Here is an 18986-nt window from a genome sequence, read left to right as displayed (position 1 = left end):
CGCCGGCTTCTTCTTGCTTGGCATAGATGCTCCTTTCCAACATGCTATGCCTCAAACACAAAATTCCTGACAGGCTCCCGGCGAGTGTATCCGCGAACCGTTCGGCACCCCGTATCGGTTCGCTCTTCTTCGGGGACACCGTCGCCCGCCCCCATCTAGGTTCCCACGGAGCGGGAGCCGACCGGCATCCAACTTGCTTGCAGGGCCTGTATGGACAGGACTTTGCGATGGTTGCGGGCCTCGCGCCAAGCCATGGTGGCCGAGCTGAGGCAACTGGTTCAGACAAGCCGCCTGCTGCATACGGCCACCGCCCTGGTTCACCAGCTGCAGCGGGAGCGGGGTCTGTCCAATCTGTATCTGGGCAGCCCGACCGACGCCTGGCTGGCCCCTTTGACCCAGCAGACGGTAACGACCGACCGCGAGCAAAAGGACTTCGCCGCCGAGCTGGATGCCATCGACTCGAGCGCGACCACCCCGGGTCTGCAGCGCGCCCGTCTGCTGACCGACATCGCCTTGGTGCATCAGGGCCTGCAGGCGCTGCCATGGCTGCGCGAGCAAGTGCTGCAACGGCGCTGTTCGGCACGTTGGGCGACCCAGGCATACATACGACTGATCCAGACCCTGTTGTCGATGGTGTTCGAAGCCGCCGATGCGGCTCAAGACCCGGACATTTCCCGCTGTTTGGTGGCGCTGTTCCACTTGGCGCAAGGCAAGGAGTTCGCCGGACAGGAGCGCGCCGCGGGCGCCTTGGCCTTTGCCCGCGGAACCATTGCAGCCGACGAGCAGCAGCACCTGCAGCACCTCATCGACGCGCAACAACGCAGCATCGAGGTGGTCACCACGCTGACCTCGAACGATCTGGCCGACGCCCTGACCAGTCTGCCCGAGGCGACGGAACTGGCGCGGTTGGAACGCTTTCGCCGCCATCTGCTGTCGGCTGGGGCCGCCGTACGGCTGGATTCCAGCTGCAGCGCCGCCTGGTTTGCCGCCTGCACGGCACGCCTGGACGGACTGCGCAGGGTCGAGGAGCAGCTCGTCGAAGAGCTGCGCGCCCTGAGCGAGCACAAGCTCCAGCTGGCCAAGCGATCGCTGGCAGAACTGGACCGCGGGGACCTGGACCTTCGATCCAGCGAAGATGCCTGGAGGGATGCAGCCGCCTTTTTTGCCGCTGAGATCGAGGCTGCGGGGCCCGCAGCGCGTGCGCCGTCCTGGCCCCATGGATCCATCGCGTGCGTCCTGCAAGTCATCGAAGCGCAGTCACGCCAGCTGCAGCAGGTCACGGCCGAGCTCGAGCGGGTTCGCGCCAACCTGCAGGAGCGCAGGCTGATCGAACGAGCCAAGGGTCTTTTGATGGCCCGGCAGGGGCTGAGCGAGGCGGACGCCCACCGGCGCCTGCGCCAACAGGCCATGAACCAGGGCCGCCGTCTCGTCGACGTCGCGCAGGCGCTGTTGTCGACGGCTGAACTGCTGCCGACCGACCGATCTTGATCGGCGCCAAAGTTGCGCAACAGGCGCCGCAAGGGGGCATGAACGCACCTGTGCGGTGCACCCGGGCAAGGAGCGGAAGGGGGATCCGCCGTCCACGTAAAACTTCATTACAGGGAAAGCCGTCGATCCATCCCATCGCCAGCCTTGGCACGCTTCGTGCTTGATTCTTCGGCAAGGCGCGCGACCAATGGCGGTCCTCGCGCTCTCACCGGACAACGGCGTCCTTTCGCGCAAGACCCCTGTGGGGTCGAGGTGGAAGGACGCCGTTTGCTTTTTGCCACCCCTTCAAGAGGTATGCCATGACCACCGCCCACCGTCCCGTTCAGCCAAGCGCCGTCGCCGATGATCCCGCCGGCGCCTGCGCCTCATCCCCGGCAGGACCGCTCCGCCCCGACCGGCGCCGGGCACTGCAGCGCACCGCGGCCCTGGGGGCTGCCACTCTGTTCGGTTCCCTGGGGCACCCGGGGGTATGGGCAGCAGGTTCGGACGCGCCCGAGAAGAAGGAAGTCAAGATCGGCTTCATCCCGCTGACCGACTGCGCCAGCGTGGTGATGGCCAGCGTGCTTGGCTTCGATCAAAAGTACGGCGTCAAGATCATCCCGACCAAGGAAGCCTCGTGGGCCGGCGTGCGCGACAAGCTGGTCAACGGTGACCTGGACATGGCCCATGTGCTGTATGGCCTGATCTACGGCGTGCACCTCGGGGTCGGCGGACCGAAGCGCAACATGGCGGTGCTGATGACCCTGAACCACAACGGTCAGGCCATCACGCTGAGCCGCAAGCTGGCCGACAAGGGTGCCGTGGACGGCCCGAGCCTGGCCAAGCTGATGGCCTCCGAGAAGCGCGAATACACCTTCGCGCAGACCTTCCCGACCGGCACGCACGCGATGTGGCTGTACTACTGGATGGCCAGCCTCGGGGTGCATCCGCTGCGCGACGCCAAGGTCATCACCGTGCCGCCCCCGCAGATGGTGGCCAACGTGCGGGTCGGCAACATGGATGGCTACTGCGTCGGCGAGCCCTGGAACCACCGCGCCATCATGGATGGCATCGGCATCACGGCCGCCACCACGCAGGACATCTGGAAGGATCACCCCGAGAAGGTGCTGGGGACGACTGCCGACTTCGTGCGCCAGAACCCCAACACCTGCCGCGCCGTCATCATGGCCGTGCTGGAGGCCAGCCGCTGGATCGACAGCGGTCTGCAAAACAAGCTGAAGATGGCCGAGACCATCGCCGACAAGGCCTACGTCAACACCAGCGTCGATGCGATCAATCAGCGCATCCTCGGGCGTTACCAGAACGGCCTGGGCCGCACCTGGGACGATCCGAACCACATGAAGTTCTTCGCCGACGGGGCTGTGAACTATCCGTACCTGTCCGATGGCATGTGGTTCCTGACCCAGCACAAGCGCTGGGGACTGCTCAAGGAGCACCCGAACTACCTGCAGGTGGCGCGCGAGATCAACCAGACCGAGCTGTACCGCCAGGCCGCCGCCCAGCTCAAGATCAACCTGCCAAAGTCCGACCTGCGCAGCAGCAAGCTGATCGATGGCGTCGTGTGGGACGGCAAGGACCCTGCCCGCTACGCCGACGCTTTCGCCATGAAGGCCTGACCCGAGGGAGCCCGCCATGGTTGCCGCCGTCTTCCACATGCCGCACGCGGACGAAGCGGCCCCCGCCTCGTCCGCCTCCAACCCGCCCGCTCGCACCAGCATCCCATCCGGCCTGCCTGCCCAAGACCAGCCAGCCGCTGCTGCAGTCCCCGCCACCACCCGCATCGTCTGGCCGCCCGCCTTGACGCGGGCGTTGGCCGCCGCCAGCGGCTTGGCTCTGCTGGTGGGCATCTGGGCACTGCTGACCCGGGAGGGAGGTGCCTTTCCGACCCCGCGATCCACCTTCGAGGCGGCCTTGGCCTTGTTCAGCGACCCGTTTTACCAGAACGGCCCGAACGATCAGGGAATCGGCTGGAACGTCCTGCACAGCCTGCAGCGCGTTGGCCTCGGCTTCGGCCTTGCGGCGCTGGTAGGCATCCCACTGGGCTTTGCGCTGGGCAGCTCGCGCTGGCTGTCGGCGATGTTCGCCCCGCTCATATCCCTGCTGCGCCCGGTCAGCCCGCTGGCGTGGCTGCCGATTGGATTGCTGGTCTTCAAAAGTGCAAATCCAGCTGCCATCTGGACGATTTTCATCTGTTCGATCTGGCCGATGATCATCAACACCGCCGTGGGCGTGCAGCGCGTTCCGCAGGACTACCTCAACGTAGCCCGGGTGCTGGGTCTGTCCAGCTGGACGGTGCTGACGCGCATTCTGCTGCCGGCCACGCTGCCGTACGTGCTGACTGGCGTGCGCCTGAGCGTGGGCACTGCGTGGCTGGTCATCGTCGCCGCCGAGATGCTCACCGGCGGCGTCGGCATCGGCTTCTGGGTCTGGGACGAGTGGAACAACCTCAACGTCCAGCACATCCTGGTGGCGATCTTCGTCATCGGCATGGTCGGCCTGGCGCTGGAAACCGTGCTGGTGCGCCTGGCTGCCGCGTTCACGTACGACGAGGTGCGCGCATGAATCCGCAAGACCTGAAGTACATCGAGATCCAGGGCGTCGGCCAGGTATTCAAAACGCCACGGGGGCCGTTCGTTGCCTTGCGCGACATCAACCTGACCATCGCCAAGGGGGAGTTCGTCACGTTGATCGGCCACTCCGGCTGCGGCAAATCGACGTTACTGAACCTGATTGCGGGGCTGAGCCGGCCGAGCCAGGGCGTGCTGCTGTGCGCTGGCCGCGAAATCGCCGGGCCGGGGCCGGACCGCGCCATGGTGTTTCAGAACCACTCCCTGCTGCCGTGGCTCACCTGCTTCGACAACGTCTACTTGGGCGTCGAGCGGGTGTTTGGCGCCAACGAGCCCAAGGCGCAGCTGCGGGAGCGCACGGCGGCGGCGCTGGAACTGGTCGGTCTGGCGCACGCCGCCCAAAAGCGCCCGGGGGAGATCAGTGGCGGCATGAAGCAGCGTGTGGGGATCGCCCGGGCGCTGGCCATCGAGCCCAAGGTGCTGCTGATGGACGAACCGTTCGGGGCGCTGGATGCGTTGACGCGCGCCCGCCTGCAGGACGAGCTGCTCGACATCGTCGAACGCACCCGCAGCACGGTGGTGATGGTCACGCATGACGTCGACGAGGCGGTGTTGCTGGCCGACAAGATCGTGATGATGACCAACGGGCCAGCCGCCACCATCGGCGAGGTGCTGCCGGTGCCGTTGGCCCGGCCGCGGCAGCGGCTGCAGTTGGCCGAGGACGCAACCTACCTGCGCTGCCGCAAGGCCGTGCTGGACTTCCTCTACACCCGCCAGACCCACGTCGAGAAAGCCGCCTGACCATGGACATGCGAACCCACCCCCGTGATCGCCAGCGGCTCGTCATGATCGGCAACGGCATGGCCGGCGTGCGGTCGCTGGAGGAGCTGCTGCAACTGGCCCCGGATCGGTATGACATCACCGTCCTGGGCGCCGAGCCGCACCCGAACTACAACCGGATCCTGCTCTCACCGGTGCTGGCCGGGGAGCAGACGCTGCAGGACATCGTCCTCAACGACTGGGACTGGTACCGGCAGCACGGCATCACGCTGCATGCGGGTTGCACCGCCACCGACATCGACCGAGCCCGCCGCCGGGTGCGTGGCCGCCGGGCCGACGGCACCGACATCGAGGTGCCTTACGACCGGCTGATCCTGGCGACCGGTTCGACGCCGTTCATGCTGCCGATTCCGGGACGCGAGCTGCCGGGCGTGCTCGCGTACCGCGACATCGCCGACACGCTGGCCATGATCGAAGCCGCGCAGCGCCACCGGCATGCGGTGGTCATCGGCGGCGGTCTGCTGGGCCTGGAGGCCGCCAACGGGCTGGCCAAGCGCGGCATGGAGGTCACGGTGGTGCACGTGGCGCCGTGGCTGCTGGAGCGCCAGCTGGATCCGGTGGCGGCCGGGTTGCTGCAGCGCGCCCTCGAGCAGCGCGGGCTGCGCTTCCTGCTGCAGGCGCATACCGAAGCGCTGCTGCCGGGCGCCGACGGGCGCGTCGCTGCGGTGCGCCTGAAGGATGGCACGACGCTTCCCGCCGAACTGGTGGTGATGGCCGTCGGCATTCGTCCCAACACGGAGCTGGCCGAGCGTGCGGGCCTGCACTGCCAGCGCGGCGTCGTCGTCACCGACACGATGCAGACCGTTACCGATCCGCGCATCTACGCCGTCGGCGAATGCGTCAATCACCGCGGAGTGAGCTACGGACTGGTGGCCCCCTTGTTCGAGCAGGCCAAGGTGCTGGCCAACCATCTGGCCGAATTCGGCATCGCGCGCTATGGCGGCTCGCTCGTCTCGACGAAGCTGAAGGTCACCGGCATCGACCTCTTCTCGGCCGGCCATTTCATGGGGGCCTCCAGTGGCCGCGCCGAGGATGCGGACTGCGAGGAAATCGTGTTGAGCGACCCGCAGGCCGGTGTGTACAAGAAGCTGGTCATCCAGCGGGGCCGACTGGTCGGCGCCTGCCTGTACGGCGACACTGCGGACGGGTCGTGGTACCTGCGTCTCATGCGCGAGGGGCAGGACGTCGAGCCGATTCGTGATCGGCTCCTCTTTGGCGAGCGGCACCTCGGCGACGGTGGGCACCAAGGCCAGCAGCACGCCGCCTCCCTGCCGGACGACACCGAAATCTGTGGCTGCAACGGCGTTCGCAAGGGCACGATCTGCCAGGCCATCCGCAGCAAGGGGCTGTTCACGCTGGAGGAAGTGCGCCGCCACACCAAGGCCAGCGCCTCGTGCGGCTCATGCACCGGGCTGGTGGAACAGATCCTGATGTCCGTGGCGGGCGGCCACTACGAGGCCACACCGAAGAAGAAACCGGTGTGCGGCTGTACCGAGCTCAGCCACGAGGAATTGCGTCAGGCGATCCGCACGCCGCTGGCGGATGGACAGCGGCTGCTGCGCATCGCCGACGTGTTCAGCCACCTGGGCTGGAAGACCCCCAACGGCTGCGCCACCTGCCGGCCAGCGGTCAACTACTACCTCATCAGCACTTGGCCAGGTGAAGCGCGCGACGACCCCCAGAGCCGCTTCATCAACGAACGCAGCCACGCCAACATCCAGAAGGACGGCACCTACAGCGTGGTCCCACGCATGTGGGGCGGCGAGACCAGCGCGGCCGAGCTGCGCCGCATCGCCGACGTCGTCGAGAAGTACCGGATCCCGACCGTCAAGATCACTGGCGGTCAGCGCATCGATCTGCTGGGCGTGCGCAAGGAGGACCTGGTCCACGTCTGGCGCGACCTCGGCATGCCCAGCGGTCATGCCTACGCCAAGGCGCTGCGCACCGTCAAGACCTGCGTGGGCAGCGAATGGTGCCGTTTCGGCACCCAGGACAGCACGCGCCTGGGCAAAGAGCTGGAGCGCGCCCTGTGGCGCATGTACGCCCCCCACAAGGTCAAGCTGGCCGTCAGCGGCTGTCCGCGCAACTGCGCCGAGGCGGGCATCAAGGACGTCGGGGTGGTGGGGGTCGAGTCCGGGTGGGAAATCTATGTCGCGGGCAACGGCGGCATCAAGACGGAGGTGGCCCAGTTTCTGGTCAAAGTCCGCAGCGCCGAGGAGGTGCTCGAGCACGCCGGGGCGTTTCTGGAGCTGTACCGGCAGGAAGGGTGGTATCTGGAGCGGACCTGCCACTTCGTCGCCCGCGTCGGGCTGGACTACGTCAAGCGGCGCATCGTGCAGGACGAGGAGGGACGCCGCGCACTGTGGGCCAGGCTGCAGGACGCGCTGCGTGAGGAGCCCGATCCCTGGCATGAAAGGGTGCGCGCCCAGGTCGACGAACGCCAGTTTCAGCCAGTCGCCCAAGTGGAACCGGATGGAAGCGTGGATCGCTTGCCCGAGGAAGGAGTTTCTGCATGAACGCGCCCAGCTGCAACCCGTCGCCTGATGAGGCCGGATGGGTCCGTATCTGCCGCATCGAAGACATTCCTGCGCTTGGCGCGCGTCGCGTGGCGCGCTCGCGAGGCCTGGACGTGGCGGTCTTTCGCACGGCGGGGGATCGTATCTTCGCCCTGCTGGATCGCTGCCCGCACCGCGGCGGTCCGCTGAGCCAAGGCATCGTGTTCGATCAGCGGGTGGCCTGCCCGCTGCACAACTGGACGATCGGCCTGGCCGATGGCCAGGCGGCGGCTCCGGACGAGGGCTGCACGCCGACCTTTCAGGTCCGGGTCACGGGCGGCGAAATCTGGCTGCGCGCCGACGAGCTCGCTCACCACGCTGTGGACCTTACTCGACCGGTCGCGGGTCCGGGCCGCTGTGCAGGCACCGTACGCTCACCTGCCTGCCCGGCCTCCCCTGTCAACGCTGAATGAAGCCCCGCGGATCCGCCATGCCGACCCCCCATGACTCGCCAGCCCCGACGCCATCGGCCCCGACCGGCGAAACACGGGTGACACGCTCGACCTGCCCTTACTGTGGCGTGGGTTGCGGAGTACTGATCGAAAGCCGCGGCGATCGCATCGTCGGCGTGCGCGGCGACCCACAGCATCCGGCCAACTTCGGCCGGCTTTGCACCAAGGGCTCGACGCTGCACTGGACAGCCCATCCGCAACGCCAGCAGGCCACCCGACTGCTGCAGCCGATGCTGCGCCCCCACCGAAACGCGGCGGCCGAGCCGGTCAGCTGGAACCAGGCCCTGCAGCATGTCGCCGATCGTCTGGCTGCCCTCATCCAGCGCGAGGGTCCCGAGGCTGTGGGCTTTTATGTCAGCGGCCAGCTGCTCACCGAGGACTACTACGTCTTTCACAAGCTGGCCCGCGGGCTGATCGGCACCCCGCACCTGGACAGCAACTCACGCCTGTGCATGAGCAGCGCGGTCGTCGGCTACAAGCTGACTTTGGGCGCGGACGCCCCGCCGGCCTGTTACGAGGATCTGGACCACGCCGACTGCGTGCTGATTGCCGGCAGCAACACCGCTTGGGCGCACCCGATCCTGTTTCGCCGTCTGGAGCAGGCCAAGGCACGCCGGCCGCAGATGCGGGTCATCGTCGTCGACCCGCGCCGCACCGACACCTGCAGTCTGGCCGATCTGCATCTGGCGCTGCAGCCCGGCACCGACGTGATGCTGTTCCACGGCCTGCTGCACGTGATGGAAGCCCAGGGCTGGGTGGATCGGGAATACATCGAGCGACACACCCACGGGTACGCCGAGCTGCGGGAGCTGGTGCGGGACTACACCCCCGAGGCGGTTGCCCAAGTGTGCGCCATTGCCGTTGCCGATCTGATCACGGCCGCTCGCTGGCTGGCCGGCGTCCCGCATGATTGGCCCGCCGGCAAGCCCCTCCCCCGCGACCAGCGCCAGCGCACGCTCAGCCTTTACTGCCAAGGGCTGAACCAGTCCACCAGCGGCACGGCCAAGAACGCCAGCCTGATCAATCTGCACCTGGCGTGCGGGCAGATCGGTCGGCCAGGGGCGGGGCCGCTGTCCCTGACCGGTCAGCCCAACGCCATGGGTGGGCGCGAGGTTGGCGCCATGGCCACCCTGTTCAGCGCCCACCGTGACCTGACCGATGCCGCCCATCGCCGCGACATGGCCCGGCTGTGGGGGCTGCTGCCCGATGCCGCGCTGCCGGATCGTCCAGGCCTGACGGCGGTGGAAATGTTCGAAGCCGCCGCCCGCGGGCAGATCAAGGCGCTGTGGATCGCCTGCACCAATCCGGCCCAGTCGATGCCCGACCAGGCCACGGTACGCCAGGCACTCCGTCGGGCTGAGCTGGTCATCGTGCAGGAGGCCTATCAGACGGCGGCCACCTGCCAGTGGGCCGATGTGCTGTTGCCCGCGGCCACCTGGGGTGAGAAGGAAGGCACGGTCACCAACAGCGAGCGGCGCATCAGCCGGGTGCGTGCTGCCGTCAGCCCCCCGCGCAGCCCCACCGGAGAGGGCCCGTGGCCCGATTGGCGCATCGCCGCGGAAGTCGGGCGCCGCCTGCAGGCTCAGCTGCCGGCGCACTCGACGTCTTCCCTGTTTCCCTACCGCTCGCCCGAAGAAATCTGGAACGAGCACCGCGAAAGCACACGCGGCCGTGACCTGGACATCACCGGCCTGAGCTATGCCCGGCTGGAGCAGACACCGCAACAGTGGCCCTGCCCCGAAACGGCTGCTAGCGGACTGCCGCGCTTGTACACCGACGGACGGTTCCCGACACAGGATGGGAGAGCCCGCTTTGCCGCGTTTCCTTACGAACCGGTGGCCGAAGACCGCTGCCAACGCTACCCCTACGCGCTGCTGACCGGGCGGCTGCGCGACCAATGGCACGGCATGACCCGCACCGCCACGGTCGGCCGGTTGTTCGGACACGTGGGGGAGCCGGCCGTCTGGATGCATTCCGACGACCTGCGCGAGGAGGGGCTGCAAGCCGGGGATCTGGTCCGTCTCGAGAGCCGCCGGGGGCGTGTGGTGCTGCCGGCCCTGCCGTCGGACGAAGTCCAGCGACGCCAATGCTTCGTGCCGATGCACTGGGGGGGCGAGTACCTCGGCGGCCCGTCCTCTTCCTCCACGGCCCCGGCACACGGAATCAACGGTCTGACGCTGCCGGCCGTCTGCCCGCGTTCGCGTCAGCCGGAGCTGAAACACGCCGCCGTGCGGATCGAGCCGGCCCGGCTCGGCTGGCGCCTGCATGCGATGGCCTGGCTGCCACCGGATAAAACCCTGCGCGCGCAGGCGGCGTTGCGCAACCTGCTGACCCGCTTCGACTACGCCGTGTGCGTGCCGTTCGGGGCCTCGACCGCCACGGTCCCATCAGATGACTCGGTGCCGGACGACGCGATGACGGACGGCCTTCTCTTCAAAGCCGCAGCCGAACGCGCGCCCGTGGATAGCGACTGGCTGATCCAGCTCTGTCAGGAACTGGAGCTCGACGGCCCCGACGTCGTCGGGCTGGACGATGCGCCCCGTCGTTTCCACCGCCGTCTGCGCTGGTCAAACCCATCACATGGCGACGAGGGGCGCTTGCTCACGGGCTTCTTGCTCAGCGGACGATGCCAATCCGCCGGATGGATGGATGCCTTGCTGCGTCGGCGTGAGCCGGTCGTGATCCCCACCTTGATGCTGCTGATGGATCTGCGCATCCCTCCCACCGGCGCAGCACCGGCGTCGTCGCCCACCGTCTGTCAGTGTCTGGGCGTCAGCGAAGAGGCCATCGTGGCGGATCTGCGTGGGCGCCATGGCGATGAAGCGCAGCGGCTGCGCGGTCTGCAACAAGCCTTGGGTTGCGGCACGCAATGCGGATCGTGCCTGCCGCAGCTCAGGCGCCTGCTGCGTGCCCACTCCCCCTCTCCATCGACGGCCGTTGCCGGCACCGAGGCCGAGGGAGCGCTTCGATGAGCATCTCAGCCCATCTGCGGGAAATCGCGCGCGGCCGCGACGGGGCACGCTCGCTCACGCGCGACCAGGCGCGCGGCCTGATGACCGACCTGCTGTACGGCCGTGTGACGGACCTCGAGCTCGGGGCCTTCTGCGTCGCGATGCGCGTCAAGGGCGAGACGCCGCAGGAACTGGCCGGCTTTCTCGATGCCATCCATGCCACGATTCGGCATGTGCCGCGCGGCGTCACGCCCACCGTGGTGCTGCCGAGTTATAACGGCGCGCGGCGCTTGCCCGTCCTGACGCCACTGTTGGCCTTGATGCTGGCGCGGCGGGGCTGCCGCGTCATCGTTCACGGCCAGACGGATGATCCCGGCGGACGGCTCACATCGCATGCCGTGCTGCACGCCGTCGCGGAGCACGGCGCGGACATCGAATTTCCGGTGTCGCCCGAGGCCGTGGCCGACCGCCCCGGGGTCGTCTGGCTCGCCACTGGGCAGCTGTTGCCCGGCCTGCAGCGTGTGCTGGACGCGCGCGGCGTCCTTGGCTTGCGCAACACGGCCCACAGCCTCGTCAAGCTGATGCAACCCGTGGACGGGGCGCTTCTGGTCAGCAGCTACACGCATCCGGAATACCTGCACATCACCGCCGCGGTGCTGCGCATGCTTGGCTGCTGGGCCATGCTGCTGCGCGGCACCGAAGGCGAGCCAGTCGCCGATCCGCGCCGCCTGCCGCGCATCGACGCCTTCGAGGGCGGCCGTCACCGGCTGTTGTGCGAGCCCGAAACCGGCAGCCTCTCGCAGGTCCCCGAGCTGCCGGACGGACGCAATCTTGGTGCCACGGTCGATTACACCTTGCGCCTGCTGGCTGACGTCACCCCTTGCCCCGCCCCCCTGCGGCAACAGGTCGAATGGATCCTTGCGCTGCTGGCCCGCCGAGCGGACCCCGAGGACCCACTCCGCGCCGCCCGGGCGCACTCGATCGAGGAGCTCACTCCATGAAAGCATCCCAGCCCCGTACGCGTTGGCCGGTCACCTTGGTGGGAGCCGGCCCCGGCGACCCGGACCTGCTGACGCTGAAGGCCGTGCGGGCCATCGCGGCGGCCGACGTCATCCTCATGGACGATCTGGTCAACGACGAGGTCCTGGTGCACGCCCGGCCGGACGCGCGCGTGATCCGCGTCGGCAAGCGTGGCGGGTGCGTGTCGACCCCCCAAGCGTTCATCGACCGGCTCATGATTGAGCAGGCCCGTCGCGGGCTCCGGGTGGTGCGCCTCAAGGGAGGGGATCCCTTCGTGTTCGGGCGAGGCGGCGAGGAAATCGAGCAGCTGCGGGCAGCCGGTCTGGAGGTGGAGGTGGTCAACGGCATCACCGCCGGGTTGGCGGCGGCCACGGCGCTGCAGACGGCCCTGACGCATCGCCGGCTGGCGCACGGGGTCGTCTTCATCACCGGCCACGGCGCCCCCGGCGAGCCTGAACCCGACTGGGCACTCCTTGGACGAGCAGCTGCCGCGCTCAAGCTGACCCTGGTCGTCTACATGGGCATCGCCCGCGCCGCGGACATTCAGGCTGGCCTTCTTGGCGCACTGCCCGGCGTCACTGCGGCAGCCGTGGTGCAGCACGCGACGCTGGCCAGCCAACGGGTTGCCCTCACCACGTTGGGGCAGCTGACCGAAACCCTCGTGTCGCAAGGCTTGGGCAGTCCCTCCGTCATCATCATCGGTGACGTGTTGCAGGCCCTTGCCGCCTTGGCCCATGCCGAGGAACAAGAGGCCAGCCAAGGGACCACGCGGCGCGCGGCCTGAGCGGTACGATGGCATCCCATGTCTGACGGATTGCCGACCCCGGCGGGCTGCGACGGCTTGATTCTGCTGGCGCATGGTGCCCGCGACCCCGCTTGGGCCACGCCTTTCGAGCGAGTCGCCCAGATCGTGGGGACCGCACGTCCGGGCGTAGCGGTTCAGCTCGCGTTCCTCGAGTTCATGGCCCCGGGTCTGGCGGAGGCCGGCCATCGGCTCGCCTGCGACGGATGCCGACAGATCGTGGTGCTGCCGCTCTTCCTCGGCACGGGCGGCCACGTCAGGCGCGATGTTCCCCACCAGATCGAAGCGCTGCGCCACGCTTACCCACAGGTCACGTGGCAACTGGCACCGGCCGTCGGGGACGACGCCCGGCTGATCGAGAAGCTGGCTGCCATCGCTGTCGACCACCTGGACACCCACGCGCCTCTCGCTTCATCGGGCGACACCGACGGCTCCAGGATGCACCCAGGTCTGGGGCGACCCACGTCCCATCTGTGACCCTGCCGAGCCCCGGACATGGCCACAGCCCCGATCACCCCGACACCGGCAGGGCATCCCGATGAAGCCGCCTGGGCGCTGCAATGGATCACCGAGCGCAGAACCGTTCTGCCCAAACGGCTCGTGGCCCCTGGACCGACCCCTGACCAGATCGAGCAGCTTTTGGCTGCCGCGGCCGCCGCCCCCGATCATCGCCAGCTCGTCCCCTGGCGCTTCATCGAAATACCAGCCTCGGCCCGAGCGATGCTCGGTGAGGTTTTTGCCGAGGCGCTGCGGGAACGCGACCCCGGGGCGCTCGAAGAGGAGCTCGCCCGGGCACGCGAGAAAGCACAGCGGCCCCACTGCTGTGGCTGCTGGTGGTCGACGCCGGCCCACGCGACCCCGATGTCCCCGTCCATGAGTGCCTCATAAGTGCTGGCTGCGCCGTGCAGAACGTCCTGCTCATGGCCACCGCAATGGGCTACGGATCGGCGCTGAGCAGTGGCAAGGCGCTCGGATCCACCGTGCTTCGCCAGGCTTTTGCGCTGGGCAGCAGCGACCTGCCGGTGTGCTTCGTCAACGTCGGAACCGTCCACGAAGTGGGCCGTCCGCGTCGCCGACCGGCACCCTCGCTACTGTTGTCGACGTGGACGCCTGAAGATCGATTTTTTGATAACAGTATGACAATAATGATATGGTGCGCGGGGGGGGACTCGAACCCCCACGGTGTCGCCACCGTCAGGACCTAAACCTGGTGCGTCTACCAATTTCGCCACCCGCGCGCAGGCGGGCCGAACAACGCCCGCACCGACGAGCGCCGATTGTAGCCGGGCCCCGCCCCGTCCTCGGCGCGCGGAGGGTCAGAACAGCTCGACGTCGCGTTCCGCACCGCGCTGTGGCGAGGGCTCGCCAACCTGGACGGCGGTTTCGAAACACCGCACGGCGTTGCGTCCCTCGGCCTTGGCCAGGTAGACGGCGCGGTCGGCACGCTCGAACGCGTCCGATGGGGTGTCGTGCTCCCGCAGCACCGTGTAGCCGATGCTGACCGTGATGCGCCCCACCTGCGGGAAGGGGTAGTCCTCGACGTTGCGGCGCAGGCGTTCGAAGGCCGCAGCAGCGCCCTGGGGATCACAGGCGCGCACCAGTGCCACGAATTCCTCGCCGCCAAAACGGTACAGCCGATCGTCGTGCCGGAAGGTGCTGCGCAGGATGCGCGCGATCAGCAGCAGCACCTCGTCACCGATCAAATGACCGTAGCGGTCGTTGACCGATTTGAAGTGATCCACATCGACCACGGCCAGCCAGTACGGCCCGTGGCAGCGGCGCTGCTCACCCGGCGCATCCGTCGGGGCGGGGTCGCGCTGCGTGGCCTTGAAAAACGTGTCGTCGAACGACTTGCGGTTGAGCAGCCCGGTCAGGGTGTCGCGCTCGCTGGAGTCGAGCAGGTTGATGAAGTTCTCGAAAATCCGCGCCATTCCTTCCGCCACGCGGATCGAGTAGGTGTTCGGAGCGCGGTCCAGCACCGCTTCGATGAGCAAGCGGCGCTCGGATTCGGTAATCACCGGCACCATTAGGCGGGCTTCCCCATCCCCGCCAATGACGCGCGTCTGACGGGCGCGCCAAGTCTGAGCCCGCACGGGATCGTCGTCCACCAACGGCAGCTCGGCCAATAAAACCCACGGGGCGGACGATTGGGGCACGGCCATGCCCCGCTCCAGCCGCGCACGGGTCAACAGTCGGTCGCGCCCATCGTCGGGCAGGGCCTCCCAGAGCGCAACGCTGCGCGCCTCGAGCAAGGGCAGCAACACCTCCACCAGCGTGGCGTCCATGCTGTCGCGATCTTTCCCGCGCGTCAGACGCGCGAGTTGCTCAAGATGTTGCAAAACCTGACGCATGGCTCCCCGTCCGGCTTGTTTGTGGGTGTTGTTGTGAGGGGGATTGAAAACCCTGAATATCTAATCGTAACACCCATCGATCGCCAGACAACATCGGGCCAGCACGGCGCTGTGGCAACATCGCGACATGGCGCTGGCTTCCGGTATCGATCATTACGAGAACTTTCCCGTCGCATCCATCCTGTGCCCGGGGCGCTGGCGTTCGGCGGTGGTGGCGATCTACCGCTTTGCCCGCACGGCGGACGATCTGGCCGACGAAGGGGACGCAGCGGCACCGGACCGATTGACGGCATTGGCCTCCTTGCGCCAGGCACTGCGGACCATGTGGAACGGCGGGCAGCCACCACTGGCGATGCCCCCGGCATGGGCGCCCATGCTGGCCGGGTTGGCCGATGCACGGCGGCGCCACGATCTGCCGCTGCCCCCCTTGGAGGCGCTGCTGGATGCGTTCGAGCAGGATGTGCGCTGGAGCGCCGAGGGTCGGCGCTACCGCGACGAGGCGGAGTTGTTGGCCTATTGCGCCCGTTCCGCCAACCCGATCGGGCGCCTGCTGCTGCATTTGGCGGGTGTGCGCGGCGACGAAGCCGAGCGTGAAAGCGATGCCATCTGCACCGCCCTGCAACTCATCAATTTTTGGCAGGACCTGGGGCAGGATCTGGCGCGGGGGCGCTGCTATCTGACGGACGCCGCCCTGCAGGCACACGGACTGCCAACACAGGGGGATGTGCGCGCGCTGCCGGAAGCGGCGCTCGCCCCCATCGTGCTGGACGGCTGCCACCGGGCGCGTGCGCTGCTGCGGCAGGGCTGGGGGCTGCCCGCTCGCCTGCGCGGGCGCTTTGGCTGGGAGTTGCGGCTGGTCGTGCAGGGAGGGCTGCGCGTGCTGGAACGCATCGAAGCGATGGGTGGCCGCACCCTCACCCACCGCCCCCGCCTGCGTGGCCGCGACTGGCCGATGCTGCTGGCCCGCGCCGTTGGGCACCGCCCCCCGGCAGAGCCAGCAGGGGACCGGGTGCGGCTGACCCGTGACGCGGAGGGGCCATGAACGCCACCGACCCCCTGCAGCAGGCCCAGGCCTACGCCCAGCAGCGGGCTGCCGCCTCCGGCAGCAGCTTTTATTACGCCTTTTTGTTTTTGCCACCGGCGCGGCGGGCAGCGATCACGGCGTTTTACGCGTTCTGCCGCGAGATCGACGACGTGGTCGACGAGGTGAGCGACCCCGGCGTGGCGCAGGCCAAGCTGGGCTGGTGGCGCCAGCAGGTGCTGCGCACCTTTGGCGCCGGTGTACCACCTGAGCATCCCGCCCTGGTGGCGTTGCGCCCGCACATCGAGCCGTACGGCCTGACGGTGGAGCCATTGCTGCAGATCATCGACGGCTGCGAGATGGATTTGCAGCAAAGCCGCTATCTCGACTACCCGGGATTGCAGCGCTACTGCCACTTGGTGGCCGGGGTGGTGGGCGAGGTGGCGGCCCGCATCTTTGGCCAGACCGATCCGCAAACCACCGCCTATGCGCACCGGCTGGGGCTGGCATTTCAGCTCACCAACATCATCCGCGACGTGGGCGAGGATGCGCTGCGCGGCCGCATCTATTTGCCGATCCAGGAGCTGCAGCGCTTCGACGTCAAGGCGCACGAGCTGCTCAAACGGGGCTTGGGGGCCGAGCCGTCGTTCCCGCAGCGGTTTGCGGCGCTGATGACCTTCCAGATCGAACGCGCACTGGCCACCTACGACGAAGCGATTGCCCTGTTGCCCAGCGCGGATCGGCGTGCGCAAAAACCGGGGCTGATGATGGCCAGCATCTACCGAACGCTGCTGCGCGAGATCGCGCGGGAGCCCGCGCTGGTGCTGACCCAGCGGGTCGGGCTGACGCCGCTGCGCAAATTCTGGCTGGCGTGGAAGGTACAAGCCCTGGGGCGGTTTTGAACACGGTGGCACCGCGCACACTCACGGTCATCGGCGGGGGCTGGGCGGGTCTGGCCGCCGCCGTGGCCGCCTCCGATGCCGGCTGGCGCGTGACGGTGCTGGAAGCCGCACCCCATTGGGGCGGACGGGCGCGCCGATTGCCCCCCGATGACCGGCATGGCAACGGCGCCGCCTTGGACAACGGCCAGCACATCCTGATCGGCGCGTACACCGCCACCCTGCGCCTGATGCGCCGCCTGGGGGTGGACCTGGAGGCTGTCCTGCAACGCATGCCGCTGGCCTTACCCTACCCCGACGGCAGCGGGCTTGCGCTGCCCCGCTGGGCGGACCGCCTGCCGGGGCGGCTGGCCCCCTGGGGCTTGGGCGCCGCCCTGCTGTCCGTGCGGGGTTGGTCCGTGGGTGAGCGGTGGGCGATGCTGCGCGCCGCCGCCCGCTGGCAGCGCCATGGCTTCGCCTGTGCGGCGACCGCCGCGGTGGCGGACCTGTGCGCCGGGCTGCCACCGCGGGTGGTGGCCGAGCTGATCGAGCCGCTGTGCGTCGCCGCCCTCAACACCCCGATGGCGCAGGCAAGCGGGGCGGTGTTTCTGCGTGTGCTGCGCGATGCGCTGCTGGGGGAAGCGGTGCCGCCGTTCGCGCCCAGCGACCTGCTGATTCCCCGGGTGGACCTCGGGCAGCTGCTGCCCGACCCCGCCACGGCCGCGCTGCGCCGGGCCGGGGCACACGTGCTGACCGGTGCCCGTGCGATCGCGCTCGCCCGCGCGCCCGACCGCCGCGGGTGGCGCATCACCTTGGGCAGTGGCCGGGTCGTCGAATCGACCGCCGTGATTCTGGCCTGCCCAGCGTGGGAAGCGGCACGGCTGCTGGCTACCGTGCGCGGCCCTGCGGGGGAGGGGCCGGACGGGGTTGCCCTGTGGATAGAACAGGCACGGGCGTTGACGCATACGCCGATCGCCACGGTCTATCTGGACCCGCCCACCGGTTGGCATTGGCCGGCCGCCACACCGATGCTGGCGCTGCGTGCCGATGGCCGCGGGGGGCCTGCGCAGTTCGTGTTTCGCCGGGCGGCACCCATGGACGGACGGGATGGCCTCGCCTTCGTGGCCAGCGCGCCCCCCCTGGCGTCCGATCGGTTGGCCCTGACCGAAGCCGTTCGGGTGCAGGCGGCATCGGCGCTGGGACTGCACGGCGGCACGGTACGGCAAACCGTGGTGGAAAAGCGCGCCACCTTCGCCTGCACACCGGGCCTGCGCCGGCCCGCTGCGCGCATCGCCGACGGACTGATCGCCGCCGGCGACTACGTCGCGGGGCCCTACCCCGCCACACTGGAAGGCGCCGTGCGCAGCGGGCTGGCGGCGGCGGCCGCGCTCACCCCTGCTGCCCCTTCGCCGCCGCCTTGAGCGCTTGGTAGGCGGGCCGGGCGTGGCAGCGCTGCAGCCAGTCGTGCACGCGCGGAAAGGCGTGCATCAGCTCCTGCGACGGGCGCGCCCAGTTGGCCACGCACGCCACGCACAGGTCGGCGATGGTGAAGCGCGCCGCGGCCAGGTGGTCATGCCCCTGCGCGGCGCGGACACTCAAATGATCCTCCAGCACTTTCAGCGGCACGCGCAGGCGCCGCTCGGCGGCGGCCAGTTTGTCCGCGTCGCGCCGCTCGGGCGGCAGGCCCAGGCGGTGCATCAGCACGCACAGCGCGTCGGCCTCGAGCTCGGTGACGGCCCAGAATGCCCAGCGCAGCGCCTCGGCGTCCTCCGCGGGGCCGACCGGCGCAAGGTCGCTGCCGTCGCCCTTGCCGTAATGCCGCGCCAGGTACAGCGCGCAGGCCATCGATTCCCACACCACCACGCGCCCCTCGGGCCGCTCGTCGACCAGCACCGGGATGTGGCCGTTGGGGTTGAGCGCCAGAAAGTCCGGCGTGCGCGTGGCGCCGCCCTGATACGGCGTCGGCACGTGGGTGTAGGGCACGCCCAGCTCCTGCGCGGCCCACAGCGGCCGCACCGCGCGCGAGGCAAAGATGCCGTAGATCGTCAGCGCCATCGGTTC

At 68.7% G+C, this 18986-nt stretch carries 16 protein-coding genes, 1 tRNA gene and 1 pseudogene; 15 read left to right on the top strand and 3 right to left on the bottom strand.

The genetic code is table 11. From position 1 onward, the window contains the following. The first annotated feature begins 210 nt into the window (after positions 1–210). The 12 genes and pseudogenes from ACK4TH_RS08875 to ACK4TH_RS08820 form a co-directional block, all read left to right on the top strand. Positions 211–1488, top strand: coding sequence for a nitrate- and nitrite sensing domain-containing protein (locus ACK4TH_RS08875; RefSeq protein ID WP_409625258.1), 1278 nt, complete (start codon positions 211–213; stop codon positions 1486–1488). A 299-nt stretch (positions 1489–1787) separates the two neighbouring features. Beyond that, complete coding sequence (locus ACK4TH_RS08870) at positions 1788–3104, top strand: CmpA/NrtA family ABC transporter substrate-binding protein (protein WP_409625255.1); 1317 nt, start codon at positions 1788–1790, stop codon at positions 3102–3104. A gap of 16 nt (positions 3105–3120) precedes the next feature. Beyond that, entirely contained in the window at positions 3121–4050 is a 930-nt protein-coding gene (gene ntrB / locus ACK4TH_RS08865; protein ID WP_409625252.1) for a nitrate ABC transporter permease, read from the top strand. Further along, on the top strand, positions 4047–4856 hold the full coding sequence (locus ACK4TH_RS08860) for an ABC transporter ATP-binding protein (protein WP_409625250.1): 810 nt from the start codon (positions 4047–4049) through the stop codon (positions 4854–4856). The genes ntrB and ACK4TH_RS08860 overlap by 4 nt, the downstream gene beginning before the upstream one ends. A gap of 2 nt (positions 4857–4858) precedes the next feature. Then, on the top strand, positions 4859–7411 hold the full coding sequence (gene nirB, locus ACK4TH_RS08855) for a nitrite reductase large subunit NirB (RefSeq protein WP_409625247.1): 2553 nt from the start codon (positions 4859–4861) through the stop codon (positions 7409–7411). Beyond that, a complete protein-coding gene (gene nirD, locus ACK4TH_RS08850) occupies positions 7408–7863 on the top strand; it encodes a nitrite reductase small subunit NirD (RefSeq protein WP_409625244.1) in 456 nt (151 codons plus the stop codon). Before nirB ends, nirD begins: the two co-directional genes overlap by 4 nt. A gap of 17 nt (positions 7864–7880) precedes the next feature. Further along, positions 7881–10874: a molybdopterin-dependent oxidoreductase gene (locus ACK4TH_RS08845; protein ID WP_409625242.1), complete on the top strand. Its 2994-nt coding sequence runs from the start codon at positions 7881–7883 to the stop codon at positions 10872–10874. Continuing rightward, positions 10871–11854 (top strand): DNA-binding protein YbiB, encoded by a 984-nt coding sequence (gene ybiB, locus ACK4TH_RS08840; protein WP_409625239.1) that lies wholly within the window; start codon positions 10871–10873, stop codon positions 11852–11854. Before ACK4TH_RS08845 ends, ybiB begins: the two co-directional genes overlap by 4 nt. After that, positions 11851–12657, top strand: a complete 807-nt coding sequence (gene cobA / locus ACK4TH_RS08835) for a uroporphyrinogen-III C-methyltransferase (protein ID WP_409625236.1) — start codon at positions 11851–11853, stop codon at positions 12655–12657. The genes ybiB and cobA overlap by 4 nt, the downstream gene beginning before the upstream one ends. Positions 12658–12675: 18 nt before the next feature. Beyond that, complete coding sequence (locus ACK4TH_RS08830) at positions 12676–13152, top strand: sirohydrochlorin chelatase (RefSeq protein WP_409625233.1); 477 nt, start codon at positions 12676–12678, stop codon at positions 13150–13152. 18 nt (positions 13153–13170) lie between these two features. Beyond that, entirely contained in the window at positions 13171–13563 is a 393-nt protein-coding gene (locus ACK4TH_RS08825) for a nitroreductase family protein (RefSeq protein WP_409625230.1), read from the top strand. Beyond that, positions 13509–13658 (top strand): annotated as a pseudogene (locus ACK4TH_RS08820) (nitroreductase family protein); the annotation flags it as partial. The gene ACK4TH_RS08825 and the pseudogene ACK4TH_RS08820, both read left to right, overlap by 55 nt. A gap of 168 nt (positions 13659–13826) precedes the next feature. On the opposite strand, the gene ACK4TH_RS08815 reads toward ACK4TH_RS08820, so the two are convergent. Next, positions 13827–13913, bottom strand: a tRNA-Leu gene (locus tag ACK4TH_RS08815). Between the two features lie 78 nt (positions 13914–13991). Next, a complete protein-coding gene (locus tag ACK4TH_RS08810; protein WP_409625228.1) occupies positions 13992–14960 on the bottom strand; it encodes a GGDEF domain-containing protein in 969 nt (322 codons plus the stop codon). 193 nt (positions 14961–15153) lie between these two features. Between ACK4TH_RS08810 and hpnC the strand changes: the two genes are divergently transcribed. From hpnC to hpnE, 3 genes are read left to right on the top strand one after another with little or no spacing between them, the layout of a single operon-like run. Continuing rightward, the gene (gene hpnC, locus ACK4TH_RS08805; protein WP_409625225.1) at positions 15154–16068 is read left to right on the top strand and encodes a squalene synthase HpnC; all 915 of its coding nucleotides are present in this window, start codon (positions 15154–15156) and stop codon (positions 16066–16068) included. After that, positions 16065–16949, top strand: coding sequence for a presqualene diphosphate synthase HpnD (hpnD, locus tag ACK4TH_RS08800; RefSeq protein WP_409625222.1), 885 nt, complete (start codon positions 16065–16067; stop codon positions 16947–16949). Before hpnC ends, hpnD begins: the two co-directional genes overlap by 4 nt. Positions 16950–16954: 5 nt before the next feature. Next, entirely contained in the window at positions 16955–18346 is a 1392-nt protein-coding gene (gene hpnE, locus ACK4TH_RS08795) for a hydroxysqualene dehydroxylase HpnE (protein ID WP_409625219.1), read from the top strand. On the opposite strand, the gene ACK4TH_RS08790 is transcribed toward hpnE, so the two are convergent. Then, the gene (locus ACK4TH_RS08790) at positions 18315–18980 is read right to left on the bottom strand and encodes a glutathione S-transferase family protein (RefSeq protein ID WP_409625216.1); all 666 of its coding nucleotides are present in this window, start codon (positions 18978–18980) and stop codon (positions 18315–18317) included. The two genes, hpnE and ACK4TH_RS08790, sit on opposite strands and share 32 nt — an antisense overlap. Between the last annotated feature and the right edge of the window lie 6 nt (positions 18981–18986).

Origin of the sequence: Tepidimonas sp. (assembly GCF_046292505.1) — a bacterium.
Taxonomy (GTDB): domain Bacteria; phylum Pseudomonadota; class Gammaproteobacteria; order Burkholderiales; family Burkholderiaceae_C; genus Tepidimonas.
This window is presented reverse-complemented; position numbering and strand designations above follow the sequence as displayed.